The organism is Achromobacter sp. ISS7 (assembly GCF_056523125.1).
This window is the reverse complement of sequence record NZ_JAWRZD010000001.1, coordinates 6,744,642-6,766,646: the sequence shown is the minus strand read 5'-3', so window position 1 is coordinate 6,766,646 and position 22,005 is coordinate 6,744,642. Positions and strand designations below refer to the sequence as shown.

The following is a 22,005-nucleotide window of genomic DNA, read 5'->3' as shown; positions in this document are numbered from 1 at the left end:
CGCCGATATCAGGGACAGGTCATTTCTTGTGCGGCTGCGCCGGCGCGACGGCGTCACTGGCGGGAAAGCTCTCTTTCAGGGCGCGGTCGACGCGCGGATCGTCGTCCGGCTCCGGATTGATTGCGATGGGATCGCTGGCGGGAAAGGTCTCGGCCAGCGCCTCGTCCAGCTCGTGCTCGACCTGATCCTCGTCCACCGGGGTGCTGACGTTCCCCTTTTTCACAATCTTGCCCGTCTTGGGATCATGGTGCATGCGCCCTCTCCTTCAAGTCCGTGAATGTGTGGGCCACCCCTGCAAGTGTCGTGCCGTCAGGGTGGCCAACCCCGCGATCCAGGCCGGATCGTCATTGAGCGCCGGGATGTAACGGAACTGCTTGCCGCCGGCGCCGAGAAAGGCGTCGCGGCACTCCAGGCTGATCTCTTCCAGGGTTTCCAGACAGTCTGCCACAAATCCCGGACACACCACATCCACCTCGGTGACGCCCGAGGCGGCCAGCGCCTTGAGGGTCGGCTCGGTATAGGGCTCGAGCCAGCGGGCGGTGCCGAAGCGGCTCTGGAAGGTCACCTCGATCTGCTCGCGCGGCAGCGACAGGCGCTGCGACAGCAGCCGCGCGGTTTCCATGCAGTCGCGGTAGTACGGATCGCCCAGTTCGATGGAATAGCGCGGCAGGCCATGGAAGCTCATGACCAGCTTCTGCGGCTTGCCATGCTCGCGCCAGTACGCCTCGATACGGGCGGCCAGCGGGTCGAGATAGATGGGGTCCTCGTGGAACCGCTTGATGAAGCGCATTTCCGGCTGGTCGCGCAGCCGGCCGGCGTGGCGCGTGACGGCATCGACCACGGTGGCCGACGTGCTGGCGGCGTATTGCGGATACAGCGGCACGGTCAGGATGCGTTCGCAGCCCTGCGCCCGCAGCCGCGAGATGGCGTCGGGAATCGACGGATTGCCATAGCGCATGCCCAGTTCCACCACCGCCTCGACCCCGGCCGCGGTCAACGCGGCCTGCACGCCCTCGGCCTGGCGGCGGCTGTAGACCATCAGCGGCGAGCCGCCCTTGAGCCAGACGCCGGCGTAGCGCGGTTCCAGTTTCTTCGGGCGCATCGTCAGCACCAGGCCGTGCAGGATCGGCTTCCACAGATAGCGCGGGATCTCGATCACGCGCGGGTCCGACAGGAATTCGCCCAGGTACTTGCGGATGTCCTTCTTGCCCGGGGTGTCGGGCGTGCCCAGGTTCACCAGCAGCACGCCGACCTTGCCCGGCGCGCGCGGCGGCGGGTCTTCATTGAAGGGGTCGTCCTGCTCGGCTTCGGGCAGGTAGCGTTCAGGCCAGAGATACTTGAACAGGCGAAGAAACACAAAAACTCCCCTTCCTCCGCAAGGAGGATGTCGGTTCGAATGGAACTACTGGTTGTGGCTGAGGGCGTTGGACAGCAGGCGCGCCGTGATGTCCACGATGGGAATCACGCGTTCGTAGGCCATGCGGGTCGGACCGATCACGCCGAGCGTGCCGACCACCTTGCCGTCCACGCCATAGGGCGCGGTGATCACCGAGACTTCTTCCATCGGCACCAGCTGCGAATCGCCGCCGATGTAGATCTGCACGCCTTGCGCGCGGCTCGACACGTCGAGCAGCTGCAGCAGGTCGGTCTTCTTTTCAAACAGCGAGAACATCTTGCGCAGGCGGTCCATGTCGGAGGCGATGTCGGTGACGTCGAGCAGCTTGCGCTCGCCCGAAATGACCACCGCGTCGCCATCCTCGGCCGCTTCGGCGCTGGCCTCGACCGCCGCCTGCATCAGCCGCGAGATGTCTTCGCGCAGCTGGGCCAGCTCGGTCGACAGGGTGCGCCGCACCGCGTCGAAGGACTTGCCGGCGAAATGGATGTTGAAGAAGTTGCCGGCCTCCAGCAGCTCGGCCTCGGCGTAGTCGCGCTGCACGAACAGGATGCGGTTCTGCACGTCGCCATCCGGGGTGACGATGATCAGCAGGACTCGCTTGTCGGACAGGCGGATGAATTCGATCTGGCGGAACACCTGGGCGCGCTTGGGCGTCAGCACCACGCCGGCGAACTGCGTCAGGTTCGACAGCAGCGCCGCCGCGGCATTGACCGCGCGGGTGGGTTCGGCCGCCGCCAGCATGTCGCCCATGTTGTGCGGTTCGAGCTGGTAGGACTGCACCGCCAGCAGCGAATCGACGAACATGCGATAGCCGCGCGGCGTCGGAATGCGCCCCGCGGAGGTGTGCGGACTGTGGATCAGGCCCAGTTCTTCCAGGTCCGCCATGACGTTGCGGATGGTGGCGGGCGACAGGTCGAAGACCTTCGATAGCGTCCGCGAGCCGACTGGTTGCCCATCGGCGATGTAGCGTTCGATCAACGCTTTCAGTAATGCGCGTGCGCGGTCATCCATAGCGGGTATTTTAGGGAATCTTTTCCAATTAAGGCGATTTTTGTCCCGCAAGCCGATATGCGGCCCCATATAATCGGTTAACGGGCCCGATTCCGGACCAATTTCGCTTTTTCTGATTCGCCTCGCCACCATGCACTTTCCTACCGTCGCGCTGATCGGCAGATACCAGGACGCCGGCCTGGCCACTCCGCTAAGGGCGCTCGCGCACGCGCTCACGCAGGCCGGGCGGCAGGTGCTCGTCGACGCCGACACGGCCCGCAACACCGGACTCACGGAATACCCGGTCGCCACCTACGAGCAGATCGGCCAGGACGCCTCGCTGGCGGTGGTCATGGGCGGCGACGGCACGGTGCTGGGCGCGGCGCGCCACCTGGCGCCCTTCGGCGTGCCGCTGGTCGGCATCAACCACGGCCACCTCGGCTTCATCACCGACATCCCGGTGCAGGACGCGCACGACGCGCTGGCGCGCGTGCTGGAAGGCAACTTCCAGATCGAGGAACGCATGCTGCTCGAAGGCAGCGTTTGGCGCGGCGACCAGCAGATGTACGCGGCCTCGGCGCTCAACGACGTGGTGCTGAACCGCGCCGGACGCGGCGGCATGATCGAAGTGCGCGTCGAACTCGACGGCGCCTTCATGTACACGCAGCGCGCCGACGGCCTGATCATCGCCACGCCCACCGGCTCGACCGCCTACGCGCTGTCGGCCAACGGTCCGATCCTGCACCCCGGCATGAACGCCATGGTGCTGGTGCCGGTGGCGCCGCAGACACTGTCGAACCGCCCCATCGTGATCCCCGACAGCGGCGTGCTCAACATGACGCTCACCGCCATGGGCCGGGTCGAGGTCGGCGCCAGCGTGCATTTCGACATGCAGACCTGGTCCGACCTGCAGCCTGGCGACCGCATCGTCGTGCAGCGCGCGCCCTACACCATCCGCTTCGTGCATCCGGAAGGCTACAGCTTCTTTTCCACCCTGCGCCGCAAGCTGCACTGGAACCTGATGCCGCAAGCCACCGACAACGTAGAGTAGTAAGCGCCCCGACATGCTGCGCACCCTGCACATCCGCGACTTCGTCATCGTCGAGCAGACCGAGATCCATTTCGGTCCCGGCTTCACCGTCTTCTCCGGCGAGACCGGCGCGGGCAAATCCATTCTCATCGACGCGCTGGCGCTGGCGCTGGGCGAACGCGGCGACGTCAGCGTGCTGCGCGAAGGCGCCGCGCGCGCCGACATCACCGCCGTCTTCGACACGCCGCCGGCGCTGAACGCCTGGCTGGCCGAACGCGAGATCGACGCCGACGAGGAACTGTCGCTGCGCCGCGTGATCGACGCGCAGGGCCGCAGCCGCGCCTACATCAACGGCACGCCGGCCACGGTCGCGCAACTGCGCGAACTGGGCGACAGCCTGGTCGACATCCACGGCCAGCACGCGCACCAGAGCCTGATGCGCCCCGAGGCCCAGCGCGACCTGCTGGACGCCCATGGCGGCCATGGCGACCTGCGCCAGGCCGTCGGCCAGGCCTGGAAGCAATGGCGCGCGCTGGCGCGCCAGCTCGAATCCGCCGAAAAGGACGCTGCCGGCCTGGCGACCGAACGCGAACGGCTGCAATGGCAGGTCGACGAACTCGACCGCCTGGGCCTGGCGCCGGACGAATGGGAATCGCTGCAGTCCGAGCACACCCGCCTGTCGCATTCGCAATCGCTGCTGGACGGCGCCACGCAGATCCTCGACGCGCTCGACGGCGAAGGCGACTCGGCCCACCATCGGCTGACCGCGGCCAATCACCGCATCCAGCAGATGCTGCGGCACGACACCGGCCTGCAGGGCATCTACGACGAACTCGAATCGGCCCGCATCGCCATCAGCGAAGCCGTGTCCGACCTGAACAACTACGTCAGCCGCGTCGATCTCGATCCGCGCCGGCTGGCCGACCTCGAGGCGCGCCTGAGCGCGGTGTTCGAGACGGCGCGCAAGTTCCGCGTCGAACCCGAAGGGCTGTGCGCGCTGCGCGACAGCCTGCACGCCGAACTCTCGGCCCTGCAGGCCGCCGCCGACATCGACGCGCTGCGCGCCCAGGCGCAGGCGGCGCAGGCGCAGTACGACGCCGCCGCCGCCAAGCTCACCACGGCGCGCCGCAAGATCGCCAAGGACCTCGGCAAGCAGGTCACCCAGGCGATGCAGACGCTGGCCATGCAAGGCGGCAAATTCGAACCCACGCTGGCCGCGGCCGCGCCGTCGGCGCATGGCAACGAGCAGGTCGAATTCCTGGTGGCCGGCCACGCCGGCACCACGCCGCGGCCGCTGGCCAAGATCGCTTCGGGCGGCGAACTGTCGCGCATCTCGCTGGCGCTATCCGTCATCGCCAGCCGCGCCGCGCGCGTGCCCACGCTGATCTTCGACGAAGTCGACAGCGGCGTCGGCGGCGCGGTGGCCGAAGCCGTCGGCAAGCTGCTGCGCGAACTGGGCGAGCGTCACCAGGTGCTGTGCGTCACCCACCTGCCGCAGGTCGCGGCCTGCGGCAACAACCAGTTCCTGGTCAGCAAGACCGAATCGCGCGGCACCACCCGCTCGCGCATCGAGGAACTCGACGACGACGCCCGGGTCGAGGAAATCGCCCGCATGCTGGGCGGCATCAAGCTCACCGCCACCACCCGCGAACACGCCCGCGAAATGCTGGCCGGCATCGGCCGCGCGCCGGCCTGAGCCCCGCCGTCCCGTCCTGCGGCTCGTTGGCGCGCGCCATTCGCCCGCCGGCACTCCGGGCGCGATGGAACATCGCCCGACTCCGTCCGGGAATAAAAAAAGCCCCTTCTTTGAGAAGGGGCTTTTGCTTTCACTGAACCACGGCGAGCGCGGCCGTGGTCAGGTCGAACGCGGAAAAGCTCAGCGGCCTTTCAGGCAGCTGCCGCAGATGCCGTACAGCACCATGGCGTGGCTTTCCAGCGCGAAGCCATTGTCCTTGGCGATCTTCTGCTGGCGCTTTTCGATGTCCGGGTCCGAGAATTCGACCACTTTGCCGCAGTTCGTGCAGATCAGGTGATCGTGGTGATCGCCGTCGTTGAGCTCGAACACGGCCTTGCCGCTGTCGAACTGGCTGCGGGCAAGGATGCCGGCCTGTTCGAACTGGGTCAGCACGCGATAGACGGTGGCCAGGCCGATCTCGACGTTTTCGCCGATCAGGGCACGATAGACGTCTTCGGCGCTGAGGTGGCGCTGGTCAGACTTACGGAAGATATCAAGAATTTTCAGGCGCGGGAAAGTCGCCTTCAAACCCATGTTTTTCAGTTCGCTTTGGTCGCTCATGGTGTAATCGCTCTCCGTCCGCGTTGGCATGGGCAAGGATACCGGGTAACCGCGAGCCGGCTTCCCAGAATTCCTGCCGCCCCGCAGAACTATCCTTATGAAACCTTTATGATAACGGTTTTGTCTGCTTCCAAATAATAGGGGCGCGTAGTGTCCATGATTGCACGAATTCCTTCCCGCTCGCTCAAGACCGGATTGGCCATCGCCGCCCTGGCCGTCGCCCTTGCCGGCTGCACGGGGGACAAGTGGGGCTTCCCCTATAAAGCCGGCGTCCAGCAAGGCAACTGGATCACCCAGGAGCAGGTCGCGCTGCTGCAACCGGGCATGACGCGCGAGCAGGTGCGCTTCGCCCTGGGCAGCCCCACCCTGACCAGCGTGCTGCACGCCAACCGCTGGGACTACCCCTACTACTACAAGCCCGGCTACGGCGACGCCCAGGAACGCAAGTTCACGGTCTGGTTCGAGAACGACCGGCTGACCCGCTGGGAAGGCGACAAGCAGCCCGACCTGCAACCCTACCAGCTGAACACCCCCAGCGCCACGGCCGACGAAAAGGCCGACAAGCGCCTGAGCGAGGACGAGGCCCGCCTCAAGCAGGAAGAAGAGCAGAAAAAGCGCGACGCCGCCGCTCCCACCAGCCCGATGAACCAGTACCCCGGCCAGCCTGGCAACGCCCCCGAGCCGCTGCGCTAACCCCAAGGATTTTCTTCATGCGTATTGCTATCGCCGGCGCCAGCGGCCGTATGGGCCAGATGCTGATCGACGCCGTCCTGAAGGCCGACGGCCTGCAACTCGCGGTCGCGCTCGACCGCCAGGGCTCGCCCTCGCTGGGCCAGGACGCGGGCGCGCCGCTGGGCCAGCAGACCGGCGTCGCCATCACCGACGACCTGGCCGCGCTGGCCAACGCCGACTGCCTGATCGACTTCACCCGCCCCGAAGGCACGCTGGAACACCTGCAGGCCTGCGCCAAGCTGGGCGTGAAGGCCGTCATCGGCACCACCGGCTTCGACGACAACGGCCGCGCCGCCATCGAAGTGGCCGCGCAGAAAACCGCCATCGTGTTCGCGCCCAACATGAGCGTGGGCGTCAACGCCACGCTCAAGCTGCTGGACATGGCCGCCCGCATCCTGAATTCGGGCTATGACGTCGAAGTGTTCGAGGCGCATCACCGCAACAAGGTCGACGCGCCCTCGGGCACCGCGCTCAAGATGGGCGAGACCATCGCCTCGGCCTGGGACGTCGCCCTGCCCGACGTGGCCACCTGGAGCCGCCACGGCGACACCGGCGTGCGCAAGCCCGGCACCATCGGCTTCTCGGTGCTGCGCGGCGGCGATATCGTCGGCGATCACACCGTGTCGTTCTGCGGCATCGGCGAACGCATCGAGATCACGCACCGCTCGGCCAGCCGCGCCACCTACGCCGAAGGCGCCTTGCGCGCGGCCCGCTTCCTGGAAGGCAAGCACAACGGCCTGTACGACATGCAGGCAGTGCTGGGACTCTGATCCCGCCGCGCCCACAAAAAAAGGACCCGCCAGGGTCCTTTTTTTGTGGGGCATCCGTTCACACCACCACGGGCTCCGGCTCCAGCGCCACGCCGTAGCGCTCGGCGACCGCGTCCTGGATCGCACGCGCCAGCGCCAGGATGTCGGCGGCGGTGGCGCCCCCCCGGTTCACCAGCACCAATGCCTGCCGGTCGTGCACGCCGGCCGCGCCCAGGTCGCGGCCCTTCCAGCCGCACTGGTCGATCAGCCAGCCGGCCGCCAGCTTGTAGCCGCCGTCCGGCTGCGGGTACGACACCAGCCCGGGATAGCGGGCGACAAGCGCCTCGCGCTGCGCCGCGGACACAATGGGATTCTTGAAAAAGCTGCCGGCGTTGCCGGTGACCGCCGGATCCGGCAGCTTGGCGCGCCGGATCTCGCAGACCGCCTCGAAAATGGCGCGCGCCGAAGGCTCGCCCGCCAACCCGGGATGGCGCTGCAGGTCCGGATACGACAGCACCGGCCGCCACGGCCGCGGCAGGCGCAAGCGCACCGCCACGATCACCCAGCGTCCGGGCGGCTGATGCTTGAAGACGCTGTCGCGATAGGCGAAGCGGCAATCGGCCGCGCTCATCTCGACATACCTGCCGGCCTGCACGTCCCAGGCGGTCAGGCTGTCGAAGCGGTCGGCCAGCTCGACGCCGTAGGCGCCGATGTTCTGCACCGGCGCCGCGCCGACCGTGCCCGGGATCAACGCCAGGTTTTCCAGGCCGTCCCACCCCTGCCTCACGCATTCGGCGACAAAGCCATGCCAGGTCTCGCCGGCGGCCGCCTCCACCCGCCACGCATCGGCCTCGGCCCGCAACAGGCGCACGCCGCGCAGCGCCACGCGCGCCACCAGGCCCGGCACGGTCTCGGGCAGCACCACATTGCTGCCGCCGCCCAGCACCAGCAGCCGGTCGTGCCGCGCGGCCAGGGCCGACAGCGCCGGCAATTGCGCCACATCGTCGAGCGTCACGCAGGCCTGCGCCGTGGACGCCAGGCCCAGGGTGTTCAGGGCGGAAAGATCGCGCGTCGCGGGGGTCAAGGCAGGCGTGGTGGCAGAGGAATTTGACATGGATACTACCGGGTGTGCTATATTTTCTGTCTTCGCTCATATTACTTGATTGAGCTTGGCAGCCAGGTTTCACGTCGTGCACGCGCTTAGTGCACACCCAGTGCGACCTTGGCCACGCGAAGTTCAGCGCGATCCGCCTGCCCCGGCAATCAGCCAGCGGCAAGCACGATCGAAAAAAATCATGTAGAATGCGCGCCTTCTGATCGATAACCAAGTTGATCAGGCAACCGCGAAAGTGGTTGGCAATAAGAAATGGTTTGCACTGGCACTGCGTGGAATTTTCACCAAGCCAGAGATTGCGGACCCATGCGGGAGTAGCTCAGTTGGTAGAGCGCAACCTTGCCAAGGTTGAGGTCGCGAGTTCGAGACTCGTCTCCCGCTCCAGATTTTATGGGCAGTGTCTTCACACTGCGCATGTTGCAAGAAAGGGCCTGCGGGCCCTTTTTTCATTTCCGCGGCGACAATAACGCGCACAACAACCGGAAATGACCTGCATGACGACACCTTCGCAAACCGCTGCACGGGACGAGATCTGCGAGATCTGCGCCAGATACGGCATGCAAGGCATGGCGCCGGAAGAGATGGTCGCGGTCGCCCTGCATACCCTGGACATCATGCCGATTCACGGCACGCGCATCGCATTGCCGCCCGGCGGCACCGTCAGCTGGTTCATCCACGGCGGCGAACACTCGGACGCCGACGACTTCTACCAACCCATCCACACCGCGCACCTGGCGACGCTGCTGCCGCGGGTCGTCGACTACCTGCGCCTGCCGCCAGGCGCGAAGTTCATCATCGACGACCAGGGCTACGAAGACGTGTGGATGGACGCCTGAAAGGCCTGTCCGCCTTGGCAGGCGCCCGCACAGCGCCTAGACGACGCCCTCGGCCAGGGCGTCAGCCGCATCGGCGAAATACGCCGCGATCTCCGCCTGGGTCCGCAAGCGGGCCGCCTCCAGCGCCTGCCCGCCCATCGCGGTGCCTTCCACCGAAAAGAACGTCAACTGCTTCAGGCCGATGGTGGCCAGCGCCACCTTCAGGTAGGGCGTCAGGAAATCCGGCTGGCGCGCCTCGCTCCCGGAGAACAGGCCACCCGACGACACCGCCACGAAAACCGGCTTGTCGGCCAGCACGCCGACCTTGCCTTCACGCGTCACGGTGAACGTGCTGCGAACCCGTACCACGTGATCGATCCACACCTTCAGCGCCGACGGCACGGTGTAGTTGTGCATCGGCGTGGCGATGACGACGTAGTCGGCATCGGCCAGGGATTGGATCAAGCGGTCGGACTGGCGCAACGATCCGGCGGGATCGCCATCCGGATCAGAGGGCGATCCCAGCGCCCAGGCGTATTCGGCATCCACATGGGGCAGCCGGTTGGCGTCGATCTCGACGAGGTCGCGGCCACGCGCGGCATCGGCCCGCGCCAGGCCATCGACGATGAACTGCGACAGCCGATGGCTTTCCGATTCCGCGCCGCGCGGGCTGCAAATCAAACGCAGGACGCTCATGCCGCTTGCTCCCCCAGCGCCTTGCTGAAGCGCATCGCGCCCGTCAGCAGGCCTTGCCGGAAGTAGAAGCGCTGCGCCAGCGCGTTGGCCAGCCCGGTGTCCAGCACCAGCTTGGCGCAGCCGGCCTCGCGCGCCATGCGTTCGAGCGCCTGCAACAGGGCGGCGCCATGGCGCCCGCCGCGGCTGCGCTCGGTGACGACCAGGTCGTCGACATAGAGGAAACGGCCGTAGATCAGGTTTTCCTGGAAGCGGTAGCCGGCCAGCGCGACGGGCGCGCCGCCCTCCCACACCGCCAGCAAGGCGTAATTCTCGGCGCGCATGCGCGCCACGCGTTCGACGAAGTCGTGCTCGTCGGCCAGGTGCGGGCGCAATTCCCGCATGACCGGGAAGCAGGCGCGCAGCGCCTCGGCGGACTCGATAGGGCGGATGTCCTGTTGACTCATGAGGATCCTGTCTTGAAAGAAACCACCCGCCGCCAGGGCGGGCACAACCATGATGCTAAGGAAGCCATGCCATAATTTGAAGGACCATAAATTGACCTTCCGACTAGGCCATGACACTCGCTTCCCTTGCCAGCCTGCCACCCGCCGCCTCCGGCGACGAACCGCTGTACCGGCAGGTCTACGAGCGCTTTCGCGGCGCGATTGCCCAGGGCACGCTCAAGCCGGGCGACCGCATTCCGTCCGCGCGCGCGCTGGCCAAGGACCTGGGCGTGGCGCGCGGCACCATCGAGATGGCCTACTCGCTGCTGCACGCCGAAGGCTATGTGCAACCGCGCGGCCAGGCCGGCACCGTGGTCACCCCCGGCCTGCATGCGCAGGCCGCGCCCCGGCCGCTGCCGCCGCCCGCCAAGCCGGACCCCGACACTTGGCGCCAGCCGCCGACGCTGCTGCCGTTCCAGATGGGCCTGCCGGCGCTGGACGCCTTTCCGCGCAAGATCTGGGCGCGGCTCGGCGCCCGCCACCTGCGCGCCACGCAGGCGGCAGACCTGTCCTACCCGCCCGCCGACGGCCTGCCCGCGCTGCGCACCGCGATCGCCGCGCACCTGCAGGTCGCGCGCGGCATCCACTGCGCGCCGGCGCAAGTGTTCATCACGTCCGGCTATCGCGAGAGCCTGAACCTGGTGATCCAGGCGCTGCTGCAGCCCGGCGACGAAGTCTGGGTGGAAGACCCCGGCTATCCGCCGACGCGCGAACTGTTGAAGCACTCGGGCCTGGCGCTGGCGCCGGTGGAAGTCGATGCCGAAGGCATCATGGTGTCGCGGGGTATCGCGCAGGCGCCGCGGGCGAGCGCCGCGATCGTCACGCCCGCGCACCAGAGTCCGCTGAGCGTGACGCTGTCATTGACGCGCCGCCAGGCGCTGCTGGAATGGGCCGAGCGCAACCAGCGCTGGATCGTGGAAGACGACTACGACGGCGAATACCGCTACGTCAGCCGGCCGCTGCCGGCGCTCAAGAGCCTGGACCGCCATGGCCGCGTGCTCTACGCCGGCACGTTCAGCAAGGTCATGTTTCCCGGCATCCGCCTGGCCTACCTGGTGGTGCCCGAGGCCCAGGTGCGGCGCTTCGAGGACGTGAACCGGGTGCTCGGCAACGGCATTCCGGGCCTGACCCAGGCGCTGGTCAGCACCTTCATGCTGGAAGGCCATTTCGCGCGGCACATCCAGCGCATGCGGCGGCTCTATTCCGAGCGCCGCGACGCCACCGCCGCGGGCCTGGCCAAGGTGTTCGGTCCCACCATGCCGATCAATCCGCAGCCGGGCGGCATGCATCTGCTGGTGCGGATGCAGGGCCACCAGACGGATCGCCCGCTGGCGCAGCGCATGGTCGAGCACGGCATCTATGCGCACGCCCTGTCGCGCTGGACGACCGCCGCACCCTGCGGCGCCGGCCTCTTGATGAGCTTCACCAACATCGAATCGCAGGAGCGCGCCGAGCAACTCGGCCGCCGCATCCTGGAACTGATGTAGCGATGGCAAGCGCGGCGTCATCCGGGCGGGGCGCGCCACCGCCGGCCTGGACCCCGCTTACTTCAACCCGGCCTTGTCAAGGCCGAACGCCTCGTCGGCCGAACCCGGCTCGGTGCGGAAGGCCACGTTCAGGCGATTCCAGCCGTTGATGCCCACCACCAGGAAGGTGAGGTCCGAGATTTCCGCTTCGGACAACTGGCCGCGGACCTGCTCGTACACCGCGTCGGACACGCCGTGCGGGTGCAGCGTGGTCAACGCCTCGGTCCATTCCAGCGCGGCGCGCTCGCGCGGGCTGAACAGGGTGGATTCACGCCAGATGGCGATGTGGTGCAGGCGCAGTTCGCGCTCGCCGCCGATCTTGGCCTGCTTGACGTGCATGTCCAGGCAGAAGCCGCAACCGTTGATCTGCGAGGCGCGGATCGTCACGAGATCATTGAATTCGCGGATGACGGCCTTTTTTTTCAGCGCGGTGCTGAAGTCGAGGTAATGCTTGGACAGTTCGGCGGAAACCTGGAAGTAATTCAGACGCTGGGTCATGTCACGGACACCTTTGTGTAAGGGATTGCGGACGACATCGCCGCATACCCACATGGTGCCGTCAGCGGCCGCCGCGACAAAGCGCCAAGAATCGCCATTTAGTCTGGGCCATGCGGCCTGGCGCCGCACCCGCTTGCCCCGCTTTCAAATTACGGTATACTCTCGCCTCTTCGCAGTACAGCAGTATCCGCGCGGGAGTAGCTCAGTTGGTAGAGCGCAACCTTGCCAAGGTTGAGGTCGCGAGTTCGAGACTCGTCTCCCGCTCCAAATTTTGATCCACAGACTTCTACTGGGGTCTGTAGGTCATTGAAAAAAGGAGCTTCGGCTCCTTTTTTCATTCCAGCGAGTGCCACGGAAATCCACCCACAGCTACCGTTTTTGAGTGACCAAATAAGGCACAAGAATACGGGTGGGGCGGCTACCGGATAGTTGCTGGGGCTGAGCGGGAACCATGACGAGCATAGGGCCTAAGTCATTACTTAGGAGTCTCGAAATGGCGCTCTCTGATCTGACCGTCCGGCAGGCGAAGACCACCGGAAAACGCTACACCCTCTCCGACAACGACTGCCTGGGCCTGATGGTCTCAGCCGCAGGCGGCAAGTCATGGCAATTCCGCTACTACTGGCTGGGCAAGCAAAAGCGCCTGTGCCTGGGCGGCTATCCTGCCCTCAGCCTGCGTGAAGCCCGGACCGAGCGAGACAAGGCCCAGGCCCTGCTTGCCAGGGGGATCGATCCCCAGGTCGAGCGCGACCAGAAACGGCACGCGGCCAAGCTGGCGGGCGAATACACCTTCAAGACCGTCTTCGATGCTTGGGTCGAGCATCGCCGTAAGGAACTCAAGGAAGGCCGTCAGAGCACGCTTTCCCAGATCCTGCGCATCTTTAACAAAGACGTGCTGCCCACTCTGGGGAAGATGTCGATCTATGACATTCGCCGCCCTCAGCTTCTGGGCGTCCTGGCGGCGATCGAGAAGCGCAAGGCGTTCACTACTGCGGAAAAGGTCCGCACCTGGTTCAACCAGATGTTCCGTTATGCCCTGGTCATCGCCGAGGGGCTGGAGGTCAACCCGGCCGCAGACCTGGACGTGGTAGCCGAACCCAAGCCCCCGGTAGCCCACAACCCCTACTTGCACCTGCCCGAGATGCCCGAGTTCCTCCAGAAGCTCCGGCTCTACAACCCCCGTGGCTGGCAGACCCAGCTTGGCGTCCGGCTGCTGTTCCTGACCGGGGTGCGCACCGGCGAACTGCGGTTGGCCGAACCCGAACAGTTCGACCTCGACAGGGGCTTGTGGATCATCCCGCCGCAGATCGTCAAGCAGCTCCAGGATGAAATGCGCAAGGCAGGGAAGCGGCCGCAGGATGTGCCCCCCTATATCGTGCCGCTATCCCTGCAGGCCATCGAGATCGTGCGCTATCTTCTGGGGGTGATGCGGCCGGCGCAGAGGTACCTGCTGTCACACCGCAGCGAACTCAAGAAGCGCATCAGCGAGAACACCCTCAACAAGGCCGTGCAGCTCATGGGCTATGAGGGGCGCCTGACCGGCCACGGCATCCGCGGCACCATCTCGACGGCGCTCAACGAGATTGGCTACCCGAAGATTTGGGTGGACGCGCAGCTTTCCCATTCCGACCCCAATAAGGTGAGTTCGTCCTACAACCACGCCAAGTACGTTGAGCCGCGCCGTCGGATGATGCAGGACTGGGCCGATCGGCTCGACCTGCTCGAACAGGGCGAAGTGGAAGCCGCGAGCGCGCACCTGACCATCCGTATCGACGGGGTGCCGGCAATGGCAGAAGTGGAGGAAACGATGGATGCGACCCTCACGATGGCCGAGCCCACTCCTCCCGGCGTCCCGCCCGTCGTGGCCACGCCTATTGTCGTAACCCCGAGCAGCGGCGGGATCACGTTCCAGCGGCTGTCTCAGGTGCCGCCGCCTCCGACGCATGCCCCAGAGCCGGAAGTGTCCGCGATCCAGCGCGAGCGCGAGGAAATGCTGACCATCTACGAGTCTCCAAGCAGCTTGCCGGTCCCGCTGTTCGGCAAGCTGGCTGGAAAGTCCAAGGACCAGATCAACCGCGAACTGAAAGCGGGCAAGTTGCTGTCCATCAGTTTGGGTAATCGGGGGCAGCGTGTTCCCGATTGGCAACTGGTGCCGCTCAAGCACAAGCTGGCCCAGGTGCTCATGAACCAGTGCCTGCACGCGGATTCGTGGGATCTGTACCGCATGCTGACCCAGCCGCACCCTGACCTGGGGGACCGCGCGGCCATTGATGCGGTCACGCCGACCAACGTGCCGGCGATCATCCGGGTCATCATGGGCGACTACCAGCACCATGCGGATATGCCCGAGGCCATTGCCCCTTACCCCATCCCCGAGGATGTGCGGCAAAGCGTTCGTCGGCTGGTGGATAGCGCAGTAGTTCTAGACGGAGCATAGGGCTCTCAAACCTTGCAGGGGCCTTGTGGCCCCTGCATTACGCTTGCACCGCCTCCACGAGTTCGCTCAGCGTGCGCGGTGCGGGAGCGAAGAACACGGCGCCGGTGTGCGCCGTCGAGAAATCGAGCAGGCGGTCGTGCATGCCTGGCGGATCGCCGAGGAACATGCGCTCCAGCATCTTCTGCGTCACCCACAGATGCCTGGAGTAGCCGATGAAGTAGGTGCCATATTCGCCCTGGCCGGGGCGGCCGAAGGGCATGTTGTCGCGCAGGATGTCGTGCTCGGTGCCGTCGTCGTCCACGATTGTGGCGAGGGTCTTGTGCGATTTCTGGCCGCTCGTCGCGTCGGGCAATTCGACATTGCTGACGATCTCCCGGCCGATGATCCGCTCTTGCTCGTCCTTGGCGAGCCGAGCCCACGGCTGCATTTGGTGCAGATACTTCTGCACCACCAAGTAGCTACCGCCGGCGAACGCCTGATCTTCACTGCCGACCAGCGTCGAGGCGCCGATGTCGTGCCCGGTCGGGTTGGCCGTGCCATCGACAAAGCCAAGCAGGTCGCGGGAGTCGAAGTAGCGAAAACCGACCACCTCGTCGGCCACCGTCACGCTGCTGCCCAGTTGGTCCAGCAGCAGGCGCTCGAATTCAAAACAGAGATCCTCACGTTCGGCACGGATGTGAAAGAACAGGTCGCCGGGCGTGGCAGGCGCGGTGTGCTTGGCACCCTCGATGGGCACGAAGGGCCGTAGTTCCTTCGGGCGCTTCCCGGTCTGGAAACGGTCCCATAGCGCCGATCCCAGCGCAGTGATGCACGACAGCCGGCCGTTGAGATCGCGGAAGCCCACCGTTTTGATCAGGTCGTCCAGCCCGTCCAAGATGCCGGCGACCGCCTGAAGGGCCTCGTGGCCCTCGGCGACCGTCAACGTGAGAAACACCGCCGCGCGCGACAGCGGCGCATCGATGCTTTGCGAGTCAATTGGTACTCGGTCCCAACCACTTCCAACCATTCGTGCCTCCAAAGACCATGTTAATTCATCATATTGCCAAAGATGGAAGCGCTATCACTGGCGCGCTAACAGGTGCGTGCCGCGGTAATTACCCGAACGCAGCCTCGGCGAGAGCGGGCTATGGGATATTCGAGCAAGCCGCCCTATCCCTGGCAACCAGCATTGCCCTGTGCTCGAACCGCTCAGAAACAGCATTGGCTCGTCCGTGGGGCCGCTGCAGGTATGTCACGATCTCGTAGGGGCCGTCTGAAAGCGGTCGCATAGTGATCCCCCACGCATGGGCACGCTCCATGCGCGATTGCGCCGAGAGCCCCACACCGTAGCCAGCGGTGACCCAAAGCGCCATCATCTCGAACGAAGTCACATGCTGCACGCTCTGTTGGCTCAACGGAAGGGAAGACAGTCGCTGATCGAGCAGTAGGCATGCCTCCGCCGGCCAGCGAAACACCGGATAGTCCAGAAGCTCGGCAAGCGTGATCTTCGCCTGGGCAAGTAAGGGGGACCCCAGCGGCATTGCAACGGCCACGTTCTCGACCCAGAGCGGCTGGCTTTTCACGGCTGGAGCACCAGCGTTCCGAAGCGAGATTCCGGCGTCGTAGCGGCCTTCCTCAAGGCCCGTCATCAGGTCGTCGCCCGAGGTCTCAAAGAACGCGATGGTGACTTCAGGCTCCTCTGCGCGCTGAAGGGCAAGAAGCGTTATGAGGCAAGAGGATGGCACTCCAGGTGCGATAGCAAGCCTGAAATGGGAAAACTGGCTGGTGGCGTCATGCATGAGGGCCCCCAATAAGCGATCTGTCCAGAAAGGCAAACCAGCGTCGCAGTAAAGAGTGAAGTTTAACGTCGTTATCTTTAACGTGGTTAATTGTGGCAGATTGTTTGACGCTTCTGCTAATGCAGAAATCAACAATTCAGCCAGGCCGTCCTTCTGGCACATCGACGTATGAATCCGAGTCGGCGTTAGCCTTCGGACAGGCCGTGCGCGCTGCGCGCGTCGCTCAAGGAGTCGCGCAAGACGAGTTCGCATCTCGGGCAAGCATTTCGCGTTCTCACATGGGTAAGATCGAGCGTGGTGAGCACGTGCCCACGCTTCCGCTCATACTGAAAATTTCTACGGCACTCGGAATAAGCGCGGCTGACCTGATGACGGCGACCGAACGCAATCTGCGTGCCGACACCGATCCCTGAGTGTCTGGCTTGCCAGGCTCCGTCAACCGTCCGATGAGTCGCGTAGGCGAACGACAAATCGCTCTACCGAAGCCGATAAATTGCTGCCGTCGGGCCGAAGCAGGTAGGTCGTGATCACGGCAGAATCCATCGCCAAGGGGCGGATCACCACATCCGGCCGTTGAGAGATGGGAATCTTGGTCGCCGTCATGAAGCCGATGCCGTAGCCGGCGCCGACCAAGGTGAGCATCATGTCCAGTGAGGATACTTCCTCGACAACATTCAGCTTGTGCTCCAACGTGTTGAGCAGCCGCTTGAGTTCGCGGCAATAACCCTCGCATACCTGCGGGTCGCACAGGACAAGTGGATGGCCTTGGAGTTCTTGAAGTGGCACCTCCTTGTAGGTGAGCAATGAGTGCCGAGCTGGCACAGCAATCACCAGCGGGTCGTGCCAGATTGCCTCGGCAGCGATACCGTCGCCGACATCGGCCGTGTGCGCGAACCCGATCATGAAGTCGCCCGAGCGCAAACCGCGCACTTGCTCTGCCAGAGGCACTTCTGACAAGCGTATTTCGATCTCCGGCTCCTCGGCGCGACAACGAGCCAGAAATGCCGACAGTCGTGGATCGATAGCTCCATCTGATACTGCGATGCGCAGGCTACCGCGCAAGCCCGATGCCACAGCCTTGGCATTTTCACGAGCCTGTTCCAGCACAGTGAATAGACGGCGTACATCTTGCAAGAAGACCGCACCCGCCGCCGTCAGAACTGTTCCTCGTCGGTTTCGGTCGAAGAGCACTACGCCCAACTCGTCCTCAAGTTCCTTGATGGCTCGTGATAGCGGTGGTTGTTCGATATGCAAGCGCTCAGCCGCCCGCGTGAAATGTAGCTCCTCAGCAAGAACTACGAAGCAGCGAAGATGGCGCAGCTCCATAGGCCACCCTCCCGTTCCGACTTATCCAACACTGTGCTATCTCCCTATAGAAGTGACTGCCATTTCGGCGGCGGCGAGTTCGGCCACGTCTTTGGAAACTTCTGGCTAAATGAGCCAGGGCTGGGCTGATCGTGCGATGGCCCGAGGCCGGCACAACACCAGGCGAGACTGATCAAGTCCGTGGGGTGGTCAGGATCAGGCGAAGGCTATGTTCAGCCACGCACATCAATGGATGCCGCGCATCTTCTCCGTCCGACCCTTGACCGATTGCGAACCAGGCGCTCGAACACGCCTGCGGTTGATCATCACCTGCGGATTGCTGAGGTTCTGCTCCTGGCCCGAGCCAAGGCAAGCACCCCGTCAAAATCACAACGCCTTGGGGCAGCAGACAAATGCCGGCGAAAATATTCGCCGGCTTCAGTTGCTGGCCGGAGACTAGAGGAGCCAGAATGTCTCTCACCAGAAAGTGTGAGACATCCTGATGCGTAGCCCGCGCCGGATACTTACTGCCGCACTGAACCATGCGGGTCGATGACGTACTTGTATGCAGAACCCGCGTCGAACTCTTTGTACGCGGCGGGCGCGTCTTCGAGCTTGATGAACTTAGTGTTCATCATCGGCGAAAGGTAAGGCATGCGATCGTTCAGTATCGCCCGCATTAACGCGTGGTTGTAATTGGCCGTCGGGGATTGACCAGCCGACATTCGCGGCGACTTGATCCAGGCGTTGGACCATTCCAGATCCATATGGCCTTTCTTGGCTTTCGGGTCTTTCGAGATCGGGTTTGCGCAGTACACACCGACCGTGCTGGTCATTCCGCCGAAGCGGACATATTTGAGCATTGCGTTGGTAACAGCGCTCTCCACGATCTTGTCAGCCTCCGCGCCAAACCCGCGGCAGTCCACACCAACATAGTCGATGACGCGATCCACCTCCCTGTGCCCGGTAATGCGTTCGAGATGTTCCTCGATCGGCACGCCGTCGGAAAGGTTGATGGTTTCCACGCCGTGTGGCTTGAGAAGGTCCAGCCGCTCTTGAATGTAATCGGCAACGATGATGGCGCCTGCACCCAGAAGTCTGGCGCAGGCGGCACCCGCTCTGCCGACCGGCCCGGCACCGAAGATCAGGATGTTTTCGCCGACGACGTAGGCCGGTGCGGCTGGCCAATCAGGGCCAGCGAACCCATGGAAAGCTGTGGGTAGTACGTCAGAGAGAAGGGTCAGGTCGCGGATCTTTTCCATGGCGGCATCCTTGTCAGGAAAGCGCAGGAGATTGAAATCCGCATACGGTACGAAGAGATAATCACCTTGGCCCCCCGTCCAGCCACCGAGGTTGAACCCGTAGGCTCCGCAGTCGATTTCGGGGTTGGTGTTCTCGCATACATCGGAGCGCATATGCTTGCAGTTGTAGCAACGCCCACAACCCACATTGAAGGGGACGGAAACGATGTCGCCCTTCTTCACGACTTCGACGTCTGATCCCACTTCGATCACTTCGCCGGTCATTTCATGGCCCATGGTCATTCCCTTGGGAACAGCAAACGAACCGCGATAAATGTGAAGGTCGCTGCCACAGATATTTGTGGTAACTATTTTGAGGATAGCGCCGTGGGGTGCACTTTTCCCTTGAGGGGTTATCAGCTCTGGAAATTTGAAGGTGTTGACCTTCATTTCCAAGGGCTTCTCGAAAGTCACGATTCGGTTACCGGTCGGAGTCATTTCGTCACCTCTGTGCGTTAATGTTTCCATCTTCTAAATCGAAGTGGGAAACGAGACTTACCGCTGTCAAGAAGAACGATCGTGGTACTGCCTAGCCGTTGGCCGCGTCTCCTTCTGCGGTCTTGACAGCATCGGATCAAGCTCAGAAGTGGTCAAACTGGAATAATCTATGTGCAGATAGACACGATCTATCTACACGGGCTCGTCGAGCCGTGCTCGTCTCCTAGCTGGGAGAGGACAACGATCATCACTACATCGCGCCTCCTAGCTTGATCTAGGAATAGTCAGCTTGACCCAGCGAGACATGAGGAGGCCGCATGCAGCAGGTACTCCTGTCGCCCGTGTTGCCCCTAGACCTGGTGGCCTTCGATGGGTTGCTCAGCACGTGGCGCCTGTTAGCGGCGCACACGGCGTGCCTGCCATCTTTGCCTGGTTGAAGCAATACAGCGTTGCTCTTCGAGACTCGCTATTTCAAGGGGCTTTGGGATGAGTCTGCTTTGGGCTGGAACCGACGATGGATCGATATAACGGATTGAAGAGCGGCGGCCAGTTCTGGGGTGTGCACCATTTCGAGCAATGCGTGCGATGACGGTGCCTCGAACGCATTTTTCCCAGCAACGAATCCGACATTTGAGTGTGACATTGGTCCACTGATACCGATTGCGTGGAGATTCGGAATGTGTGCGAGTTGGCCGGCGAGAGATTGCGGAAGAACTGCCGAATATTTTCCTGTCGCCACGTGTGCCGATAGCACGTCAATTGAATCAGTGCGAATAGTCTGTGCGGTACATTGCGTCAGTCTATCTTGAATGGATTCAGGTACTGCCGAGTTCAGCAGGCACAGTTGTCTATTAAGAACATGGTCCCACGTTGTGCTTCGGGGTTGCTGTGTTCTAGCGGCGTGAAAAAGGAAAATGCGTTCACGGTACAGAAGGTGAGTATCGAAGTCTTCCCCTGGAATATCCTCCAAATGCATGAGTGCGATATCCAGATTGTTTTCTCGAATCGCCTGCAGCAGGGAAGAAGCGCCGGAGACCAGAATTGATTGTTGAAGTAAAGGTGTTTTTTCGGCAAGGGCGATGCTTAATGTGGGTGCTACGCCGGCAGTTCCTGGGAGTATCCCTAGCCGGAATTTCCCCTCTATACCCCGCCGTAGTGCGGAGATTTCTCGCTCCAGTCCTTTGCAGTCGTCATACATCTGCTGAGCCCAAGACAGTACGCGCATTCCTTCAGAAGTGAGCCCGTCGTAGCGTCGGCCATGACGCACGATCTCGACACCCATGTCTTCCTCCAATTGCTTGATGCCCGCGGAGAGTGTCGGCTGAGAAACATTGCAGCTTTTTGCCGCGTTGCCAAAATGGCCTTCACGGTGCAAAGCAAGCAAGTATTCAAAGTTTCTTACGATCATAGATTTTCTTCTGATAGAGTTGATTGAATTTTATACTTTTATGAAAAAACCTGTGCACGCTTCGATCTGCGTTCAACCTTGATCACGCAGGTGGCACGCATGAAAGGCTGTTGTGCGCAGTGCCCATTCAGTAGGCTCGGCTCGTCATCGGCGGCCAGCACCACAACGCACGGGACAGCCAATAGCGCGAACACAGGTGCTTCGCGCTGTAGGGCGAGTCGTCCTCATGTAGCTTAGCAGTTGGCGCGTTCTGGAAGGGAAGAAGCGGGAGTGGTGAAGCACGCAACCGCAAAAGGCGGTGCTAAGCTCTTGAGCTGCTCGGGTCGTGGCCGCGAGTCGTTGAAGCGGCCAGAGAATGGAGCCTGCCGTGGCCGTTGTGGAGTAGCTAGTACGCCATGCCCCCGGCGTTTCCTTGGCTGCGATTGACGGGCGTACCTGGCGGCAGATCAATAACAGCCATTTATGGATGAAGGAACGAGTGGAGTAAGGCAGATGAAGATATTCACGATTGGATTCACTAAGACCTCCGCGCGATCCTTCTTCACCAAATTAGGTGATTCTGGTGCCAAACGCCTAGTCGATGTTCGTCTGAATAATGTTTCGCAATTGGCCGGCTTCGCAAAGCGCGAGGATCTTCGGTATTTTTCCGAGGCGTTGTGTGGGATGGAATATGAGCACCTGCCAGCACTTGCTCCAACCAAGGACATGTTCGAGGCATATAAAATAAAAGGGGGAGATTGGGATATCTACGCGAGGAAGTTTCTGGATTTAATGTCGTCCCGAAAGATTGAGTCAATCGATAAAGAAAAGATTGATAACAGTTGCCTGCTTTGCAGCGAAGACAAGCCCCATCACTGCCATCGGAGGCTAGTGGCCGAGTACCTTGCAGGCAAATGGCCGAATGTTGAGATCGTGCATCTTTAGCAGGTGACGTAGCTCCACGCCTCCGGCGTCTCGTCTTGATGGCTGAGAGAGGCAAAGGCGCGCATCGGCGGGAGCCGCCGCCACACATGG

General features: G+C 63.2%; 22 protein-coding genes and 2 tRNA genes. 11 read left to right on the top strand and 13 right to left on the bottom strand.

The genetic code is table 11. The annotated features are described in order from the left end of the window. Window positions 1-19: 19 nt before the first annotated feature. From AC1HFW_RS30810 to hrcA, 3 genes are read right to left on the bottom strand one after another with little or no spacing between them, the layout of a single operon-like run. Entirely contained in the window at window positions 20-253 is a 234-nt protein-coding gene (locus AC1HFW_RS30810; protein WP_006393217.1) for a hypothetical protein, read from the bottom strand. A gap of 12 nt (window positions 254-265) precedes the next feature. Continuing rightward, on the bottom strand, window positions 266-1,357 hold the full coding sequence (hemH, locus tag AC1HFW_RS30805) for a ferrochelatase (RefSeq protein WP_479286343.1): 1,092 nt from the start codon (window positions 1,355-1,357) through the stop codon (window positions 266-268). 45 nt (window positions 1,358-1,402) lie between these two features. Beyond that, window positions 1,403-2,407, bottom strand: a complete 1,005-nt coding sequence (gene hrcA, locus AC1HFW_RS30800) for a heat-inducible transcriptional repressor HrcA (protein ID WP_006393215.1) — start codon at window positions 2,405-2,407, stop codon at window positions 1,403-1,405. A 130-nt stretch (window positions 2,408-2,537) separates the two neighbouring features. Between hrcA and AC1HFW_RS30795 the strand changes: the two genes are divergently transcribed. Next, window positions 2,538-3,437: an NAD kinase gene (locus tag AC1HFW_RS30795; RefSeq protein ID WP_054432966.1), complete on the top strand. Its 900-nt coding sequence runs from the start codon at window positions 2,538-2,540 to the stop codon at window positions 3,435-3,437. A 13-nt stretch (window positions 3,438-3,450) separates the two neighbouring features. Next, complete coding sequence (gene recN, locus AC1HFW_RS30790; RefSeq protein ID WP_479286340.1) at window positions 3,451-5,112, top strand: DNA repair protein RecN; 1,662 nt, start codon at window positions 3,451-3,453, stop codon at window positions 5,110-5,112. A gap of 180 nt (window positions 5,113-5,292) precedes the next feature. Here the strand turns inward: recN and fur are convergent, their stop codons facing one another. Then, on the bottom strand, window positions 5,293-5,712 hold the full coding sequence (gene fur, locus AC1HFW_RS30785; protein ID WP_006223539.1) for a ferric iron uptake transcriptional regulator: 420 nt from the start codon (window positions 5,710-5,712) through the stop codon (window positions 5,293-5,295). Window positions 5,713-5,868: 156 nt separating this feature from the next. Between fur and AC1HFW_RS30780 the strand changes: the two genes are divergently transcribed. Together AC1HFW_RS30780 and dapB are read left to right on the top strand one after the other, a co-directional pair. Continuing rightward, window positions 5,869-6,405, top strand: coding sequence for an outer membrane protein assembly factor BamE (locus AC1HFW_RS30780; RefSeq protein ID WP_035360029.1), 537 nt, complete (start codon window positions 5,869-5,871; stop codon window positions 6,403-6,405). Window positions 6,406-6,422: 17 nt separating this feature from the next. After that, window positions 6,423-7,214: a 4-hydroxy-tetrahydrodipicolinate reductase gene (dapB, locus tag AC1HFW_RS30775; RefSeq protein WP_006393211.1), complete on the top strand. Its 792-nt coding sequence runs from the start codon at window positions 6,423-6,425 to the stop codon at window positions 7,212-7,214. Window positions 7,215-7,272: 58 nt separating this feature from the next. Here the strand turns inward: dapB and murB are convergent, their stop codons facing one another. Continuing rightward, window positions 7,273-8,307, bottom strand: a complete 1,035-nt coding sequence (murB, locus tag AC1HFW_RS30770; RefSeq protein ID WP_479286338.1) for a UDP-N-acetylmuramate dehydrogenase — start codon at window positions 8,305-8,307, stop codon at window positions 7,273-7,275. 308 nt (window positions 8,308-8,615) lie between these two features. Between murB and AC1HFW_RS30765 the strand changes: the two genes are divergently transcribed. Together AC1HFW_RS30765 and AC1HFW_RS30760 are read left to right on the top strand one after the other, a co-directional pair. After that, window positions 8,616-8,691, top strand: a tRNA-Gly gene (locus AC1HFW_RS30765). Between the two features lie 110 nt (window positions 8,692-8,801). Beyond that, the gene (locus tag AC1HFW_RS30760) at window positions 8,802-9,143 is read left to right on the top strand and encodes an immunity protein Imm33 domain-containing protein (RefSeq protein WP_479286336.1); all 342 of its coding nucleotides are present in this window, start codon (window positions 8,802-8,804) and stop codon (window positions 9,141-9,143) included. 36 nt (window positions 9,144-9,179) lie between these two features. Here AC1HFW_RS30760 and AC1HFW_RS30755 read toward each other — a convergent pair whose 3' ends face one another. After that, window positions 9,180-9,818 carry an FMN-dependent NADH-azoreductase gene (locus AC1HFW_RS30755; protein ID WP_479286334.1) on the bottom strand — a complete coding sequence of 213 codons (639 nt, stop codon included), beginning with the start codon at window positions 9,816-9,818 and terminating at the stop codon, window positions 9,180-9,182. Beyond that, on the bottom strand, window positions 9,815-10,261 hold the full coding sequence (locus AC1HFW_RS30750) for a GNAT family N-acetyltransferase (protein WP_479286333.1): 447 nt from the start codon (window positions 10,259-10,261) through the stop codon (window positions 9,815-9,817). The genes AC1HFW_RS30755 and AC1HFW_RS30750 overlap by 4 nt, the downstream gene beginning before the upstream one ends. 110 nt (window positions 10,262-10,371) lie before the next feature. On the opposite strand from AC1HFW_RS30750, the gene pdxR reads away from it, so the two are divergent. Next, entirely contained in the window at window positions 10,372-11,787 is a 1,416-nt protein-coding gene (pdxR, locus tag AC1HFW_RS30745) for a MocR-like pyridoxine biosynthesis transcription factor PdxR (protein WP_479286331.1), read from the top strand. Between the two features lie 57 nt (window positions 11,788-11,844). On the opposite strand, the gene AC1HFW_RS30740 is transcribed toward pdxR, so the two are convergent. Next, window positions 11,845-12,324: a carboxymuconolactone decarboxylase family protein gene (locus tag AC1HFW_RS30740; protein ID WP_006393205.1), complete on the bottom strand. Its 480-nt coding sequence runs from the start codon at window positions 12,322-12,324 to the stop codon at window positions 11,845-11,847. Window positions 12,325-12,515: 191 nt separating this feature from the next. On the opposite strand from AC1HFW_RS30740, the gene AC1HFW_RS30735 reads away from it, so the two are divergent. Together AC1HFW_RS30735 and AC1HFW_RS30730 are read left to right on the top strand one after the other, a co-directional pair. Beyond that, window positions 12,516-12,591, top strand: a tRNA-Gly gene (locus AC1HFW_RS30735). 226 nt (window positions 12,592-12,817) lie between these two features. Beyond that, window positions 12,818-14,761, top strand: a complete 1,944-nt coding sequence (locus AC1HFW_RS30730) for a tyrosine-type recombinase/integrase (RefSeq protein ID WP_009459572.1) — start codon at window positions 12,818-12,820, stop codon at window positions 14,759-14,761. 37 nt (window positions 14,762-14,798) lie between these two features. Here the strand turns inward: AC1HFW_RS30730 and AC1HFW_RS30725 are convergent, their stop codons facing one another. Together AC1HFW_RS30725 and AC1HFW_RS30720 are read right to left on the bottom strand one after the other, a co-directional pair. After that, window positions 14,799-15,767: a Dyp-type peroxidase gene (locus AC1HFW_RS30725; RefSeq protein ID WP_009459580.1), complete on the bottom strand. Its 969-nt coding sequence runs from the start codon at window positions 15,765-15,767 to the stop codon at window positions 14,799-14,801. A 118-nt stretch (window positions 15,768-15,885) separates the two neighbouring features. Further along, a complete protein-coding gene (locus AC1HFW_RS30720; RefSeq protein ID WP_023095485.1) occupies window positions 15,886-16,701 on the bottom strand; it encodes a substrate-binding domain-containing protein in 816 nt (271 codons plus the stop codon). Between AC1HFW_RS30720 and AC1HFW_RS30715 the strand changes: the two genes are divergently transcribed. After that, complete coding sequence (locus AC1HFW_RS30715; protein WP_009459591.1) at window positions 16,659-16,952, top strand: helix-turn-helix domain-containing protein; 294 nt, start codon at window positions 16,659-16,661, stop codon at window positions 16,950-16,952. The genes AC1HFW_RS30720 and AC1HFW_RS30715 overlap by 43 nt on opposite strands. A gap of 22 nt (window positions 16,953-16,974) precedes the next feature. On the opposite strand, the gene AC1HFW_RS30710 is transcribed toward AC1HFW_RS30715, so the two are convergent. The 3 genes from AC1HFW_RS30710 to AC1HFW_RS30700 form a co-directional block, all read right to left on the bottom strand. Then, entirely contained in the window at window positions 16,975-17,865 is an 891-nt protein-coding gene (locus AC1HFW_RS30710) for a LysR family transcriptional regulator (RefSeq protein WP_019726376.1), read from the bottom strand. A 503-nt stretch (window positions 17,866-18,368) separates the two neighbouring features. Beyond that, a complete protein-coding gene (locus AC1HFW_RS30705) occupies window positions 18,369-19,559 on the bottom strand; it encodes a glutathione-independent formaldehyde dehydrogenase (RefSeq protein WP_229295629.1) in 1,191 nt (396 codons plus the stop codon). Between the two features lie 490 nt (window positions 19,560-20,049). Continuing rightward, window positions 20,050-20,991: a LysR family transcriptional regulator gene (locus AC1HFW_RS30700; protein WP_009459599.1), complete on the bottom strand. Its 942-nt coding sequence runs from the start codon at window positions 20,989-20,991 to the stop codon at window positions 20,050-20,052. Window positions 20,992-21,483: 492 nt separating this feature from the next. On the opposite strand from AC1HFW_RS30700, the gene AC1HFW_RS30695 reads away from it, so the two are divergent. Then, a complete protein-coding gene (locus AC1HFW_RS30695; protein WP_009459601.1) occupies window positions 21,484-21,915 on the top strand; it encodes a DUF488 domain-containing protein in 432 nt (143 codons plus the stop codon). Window positions 21,916-22,005 lie beyond the last annotated feature (90 nt).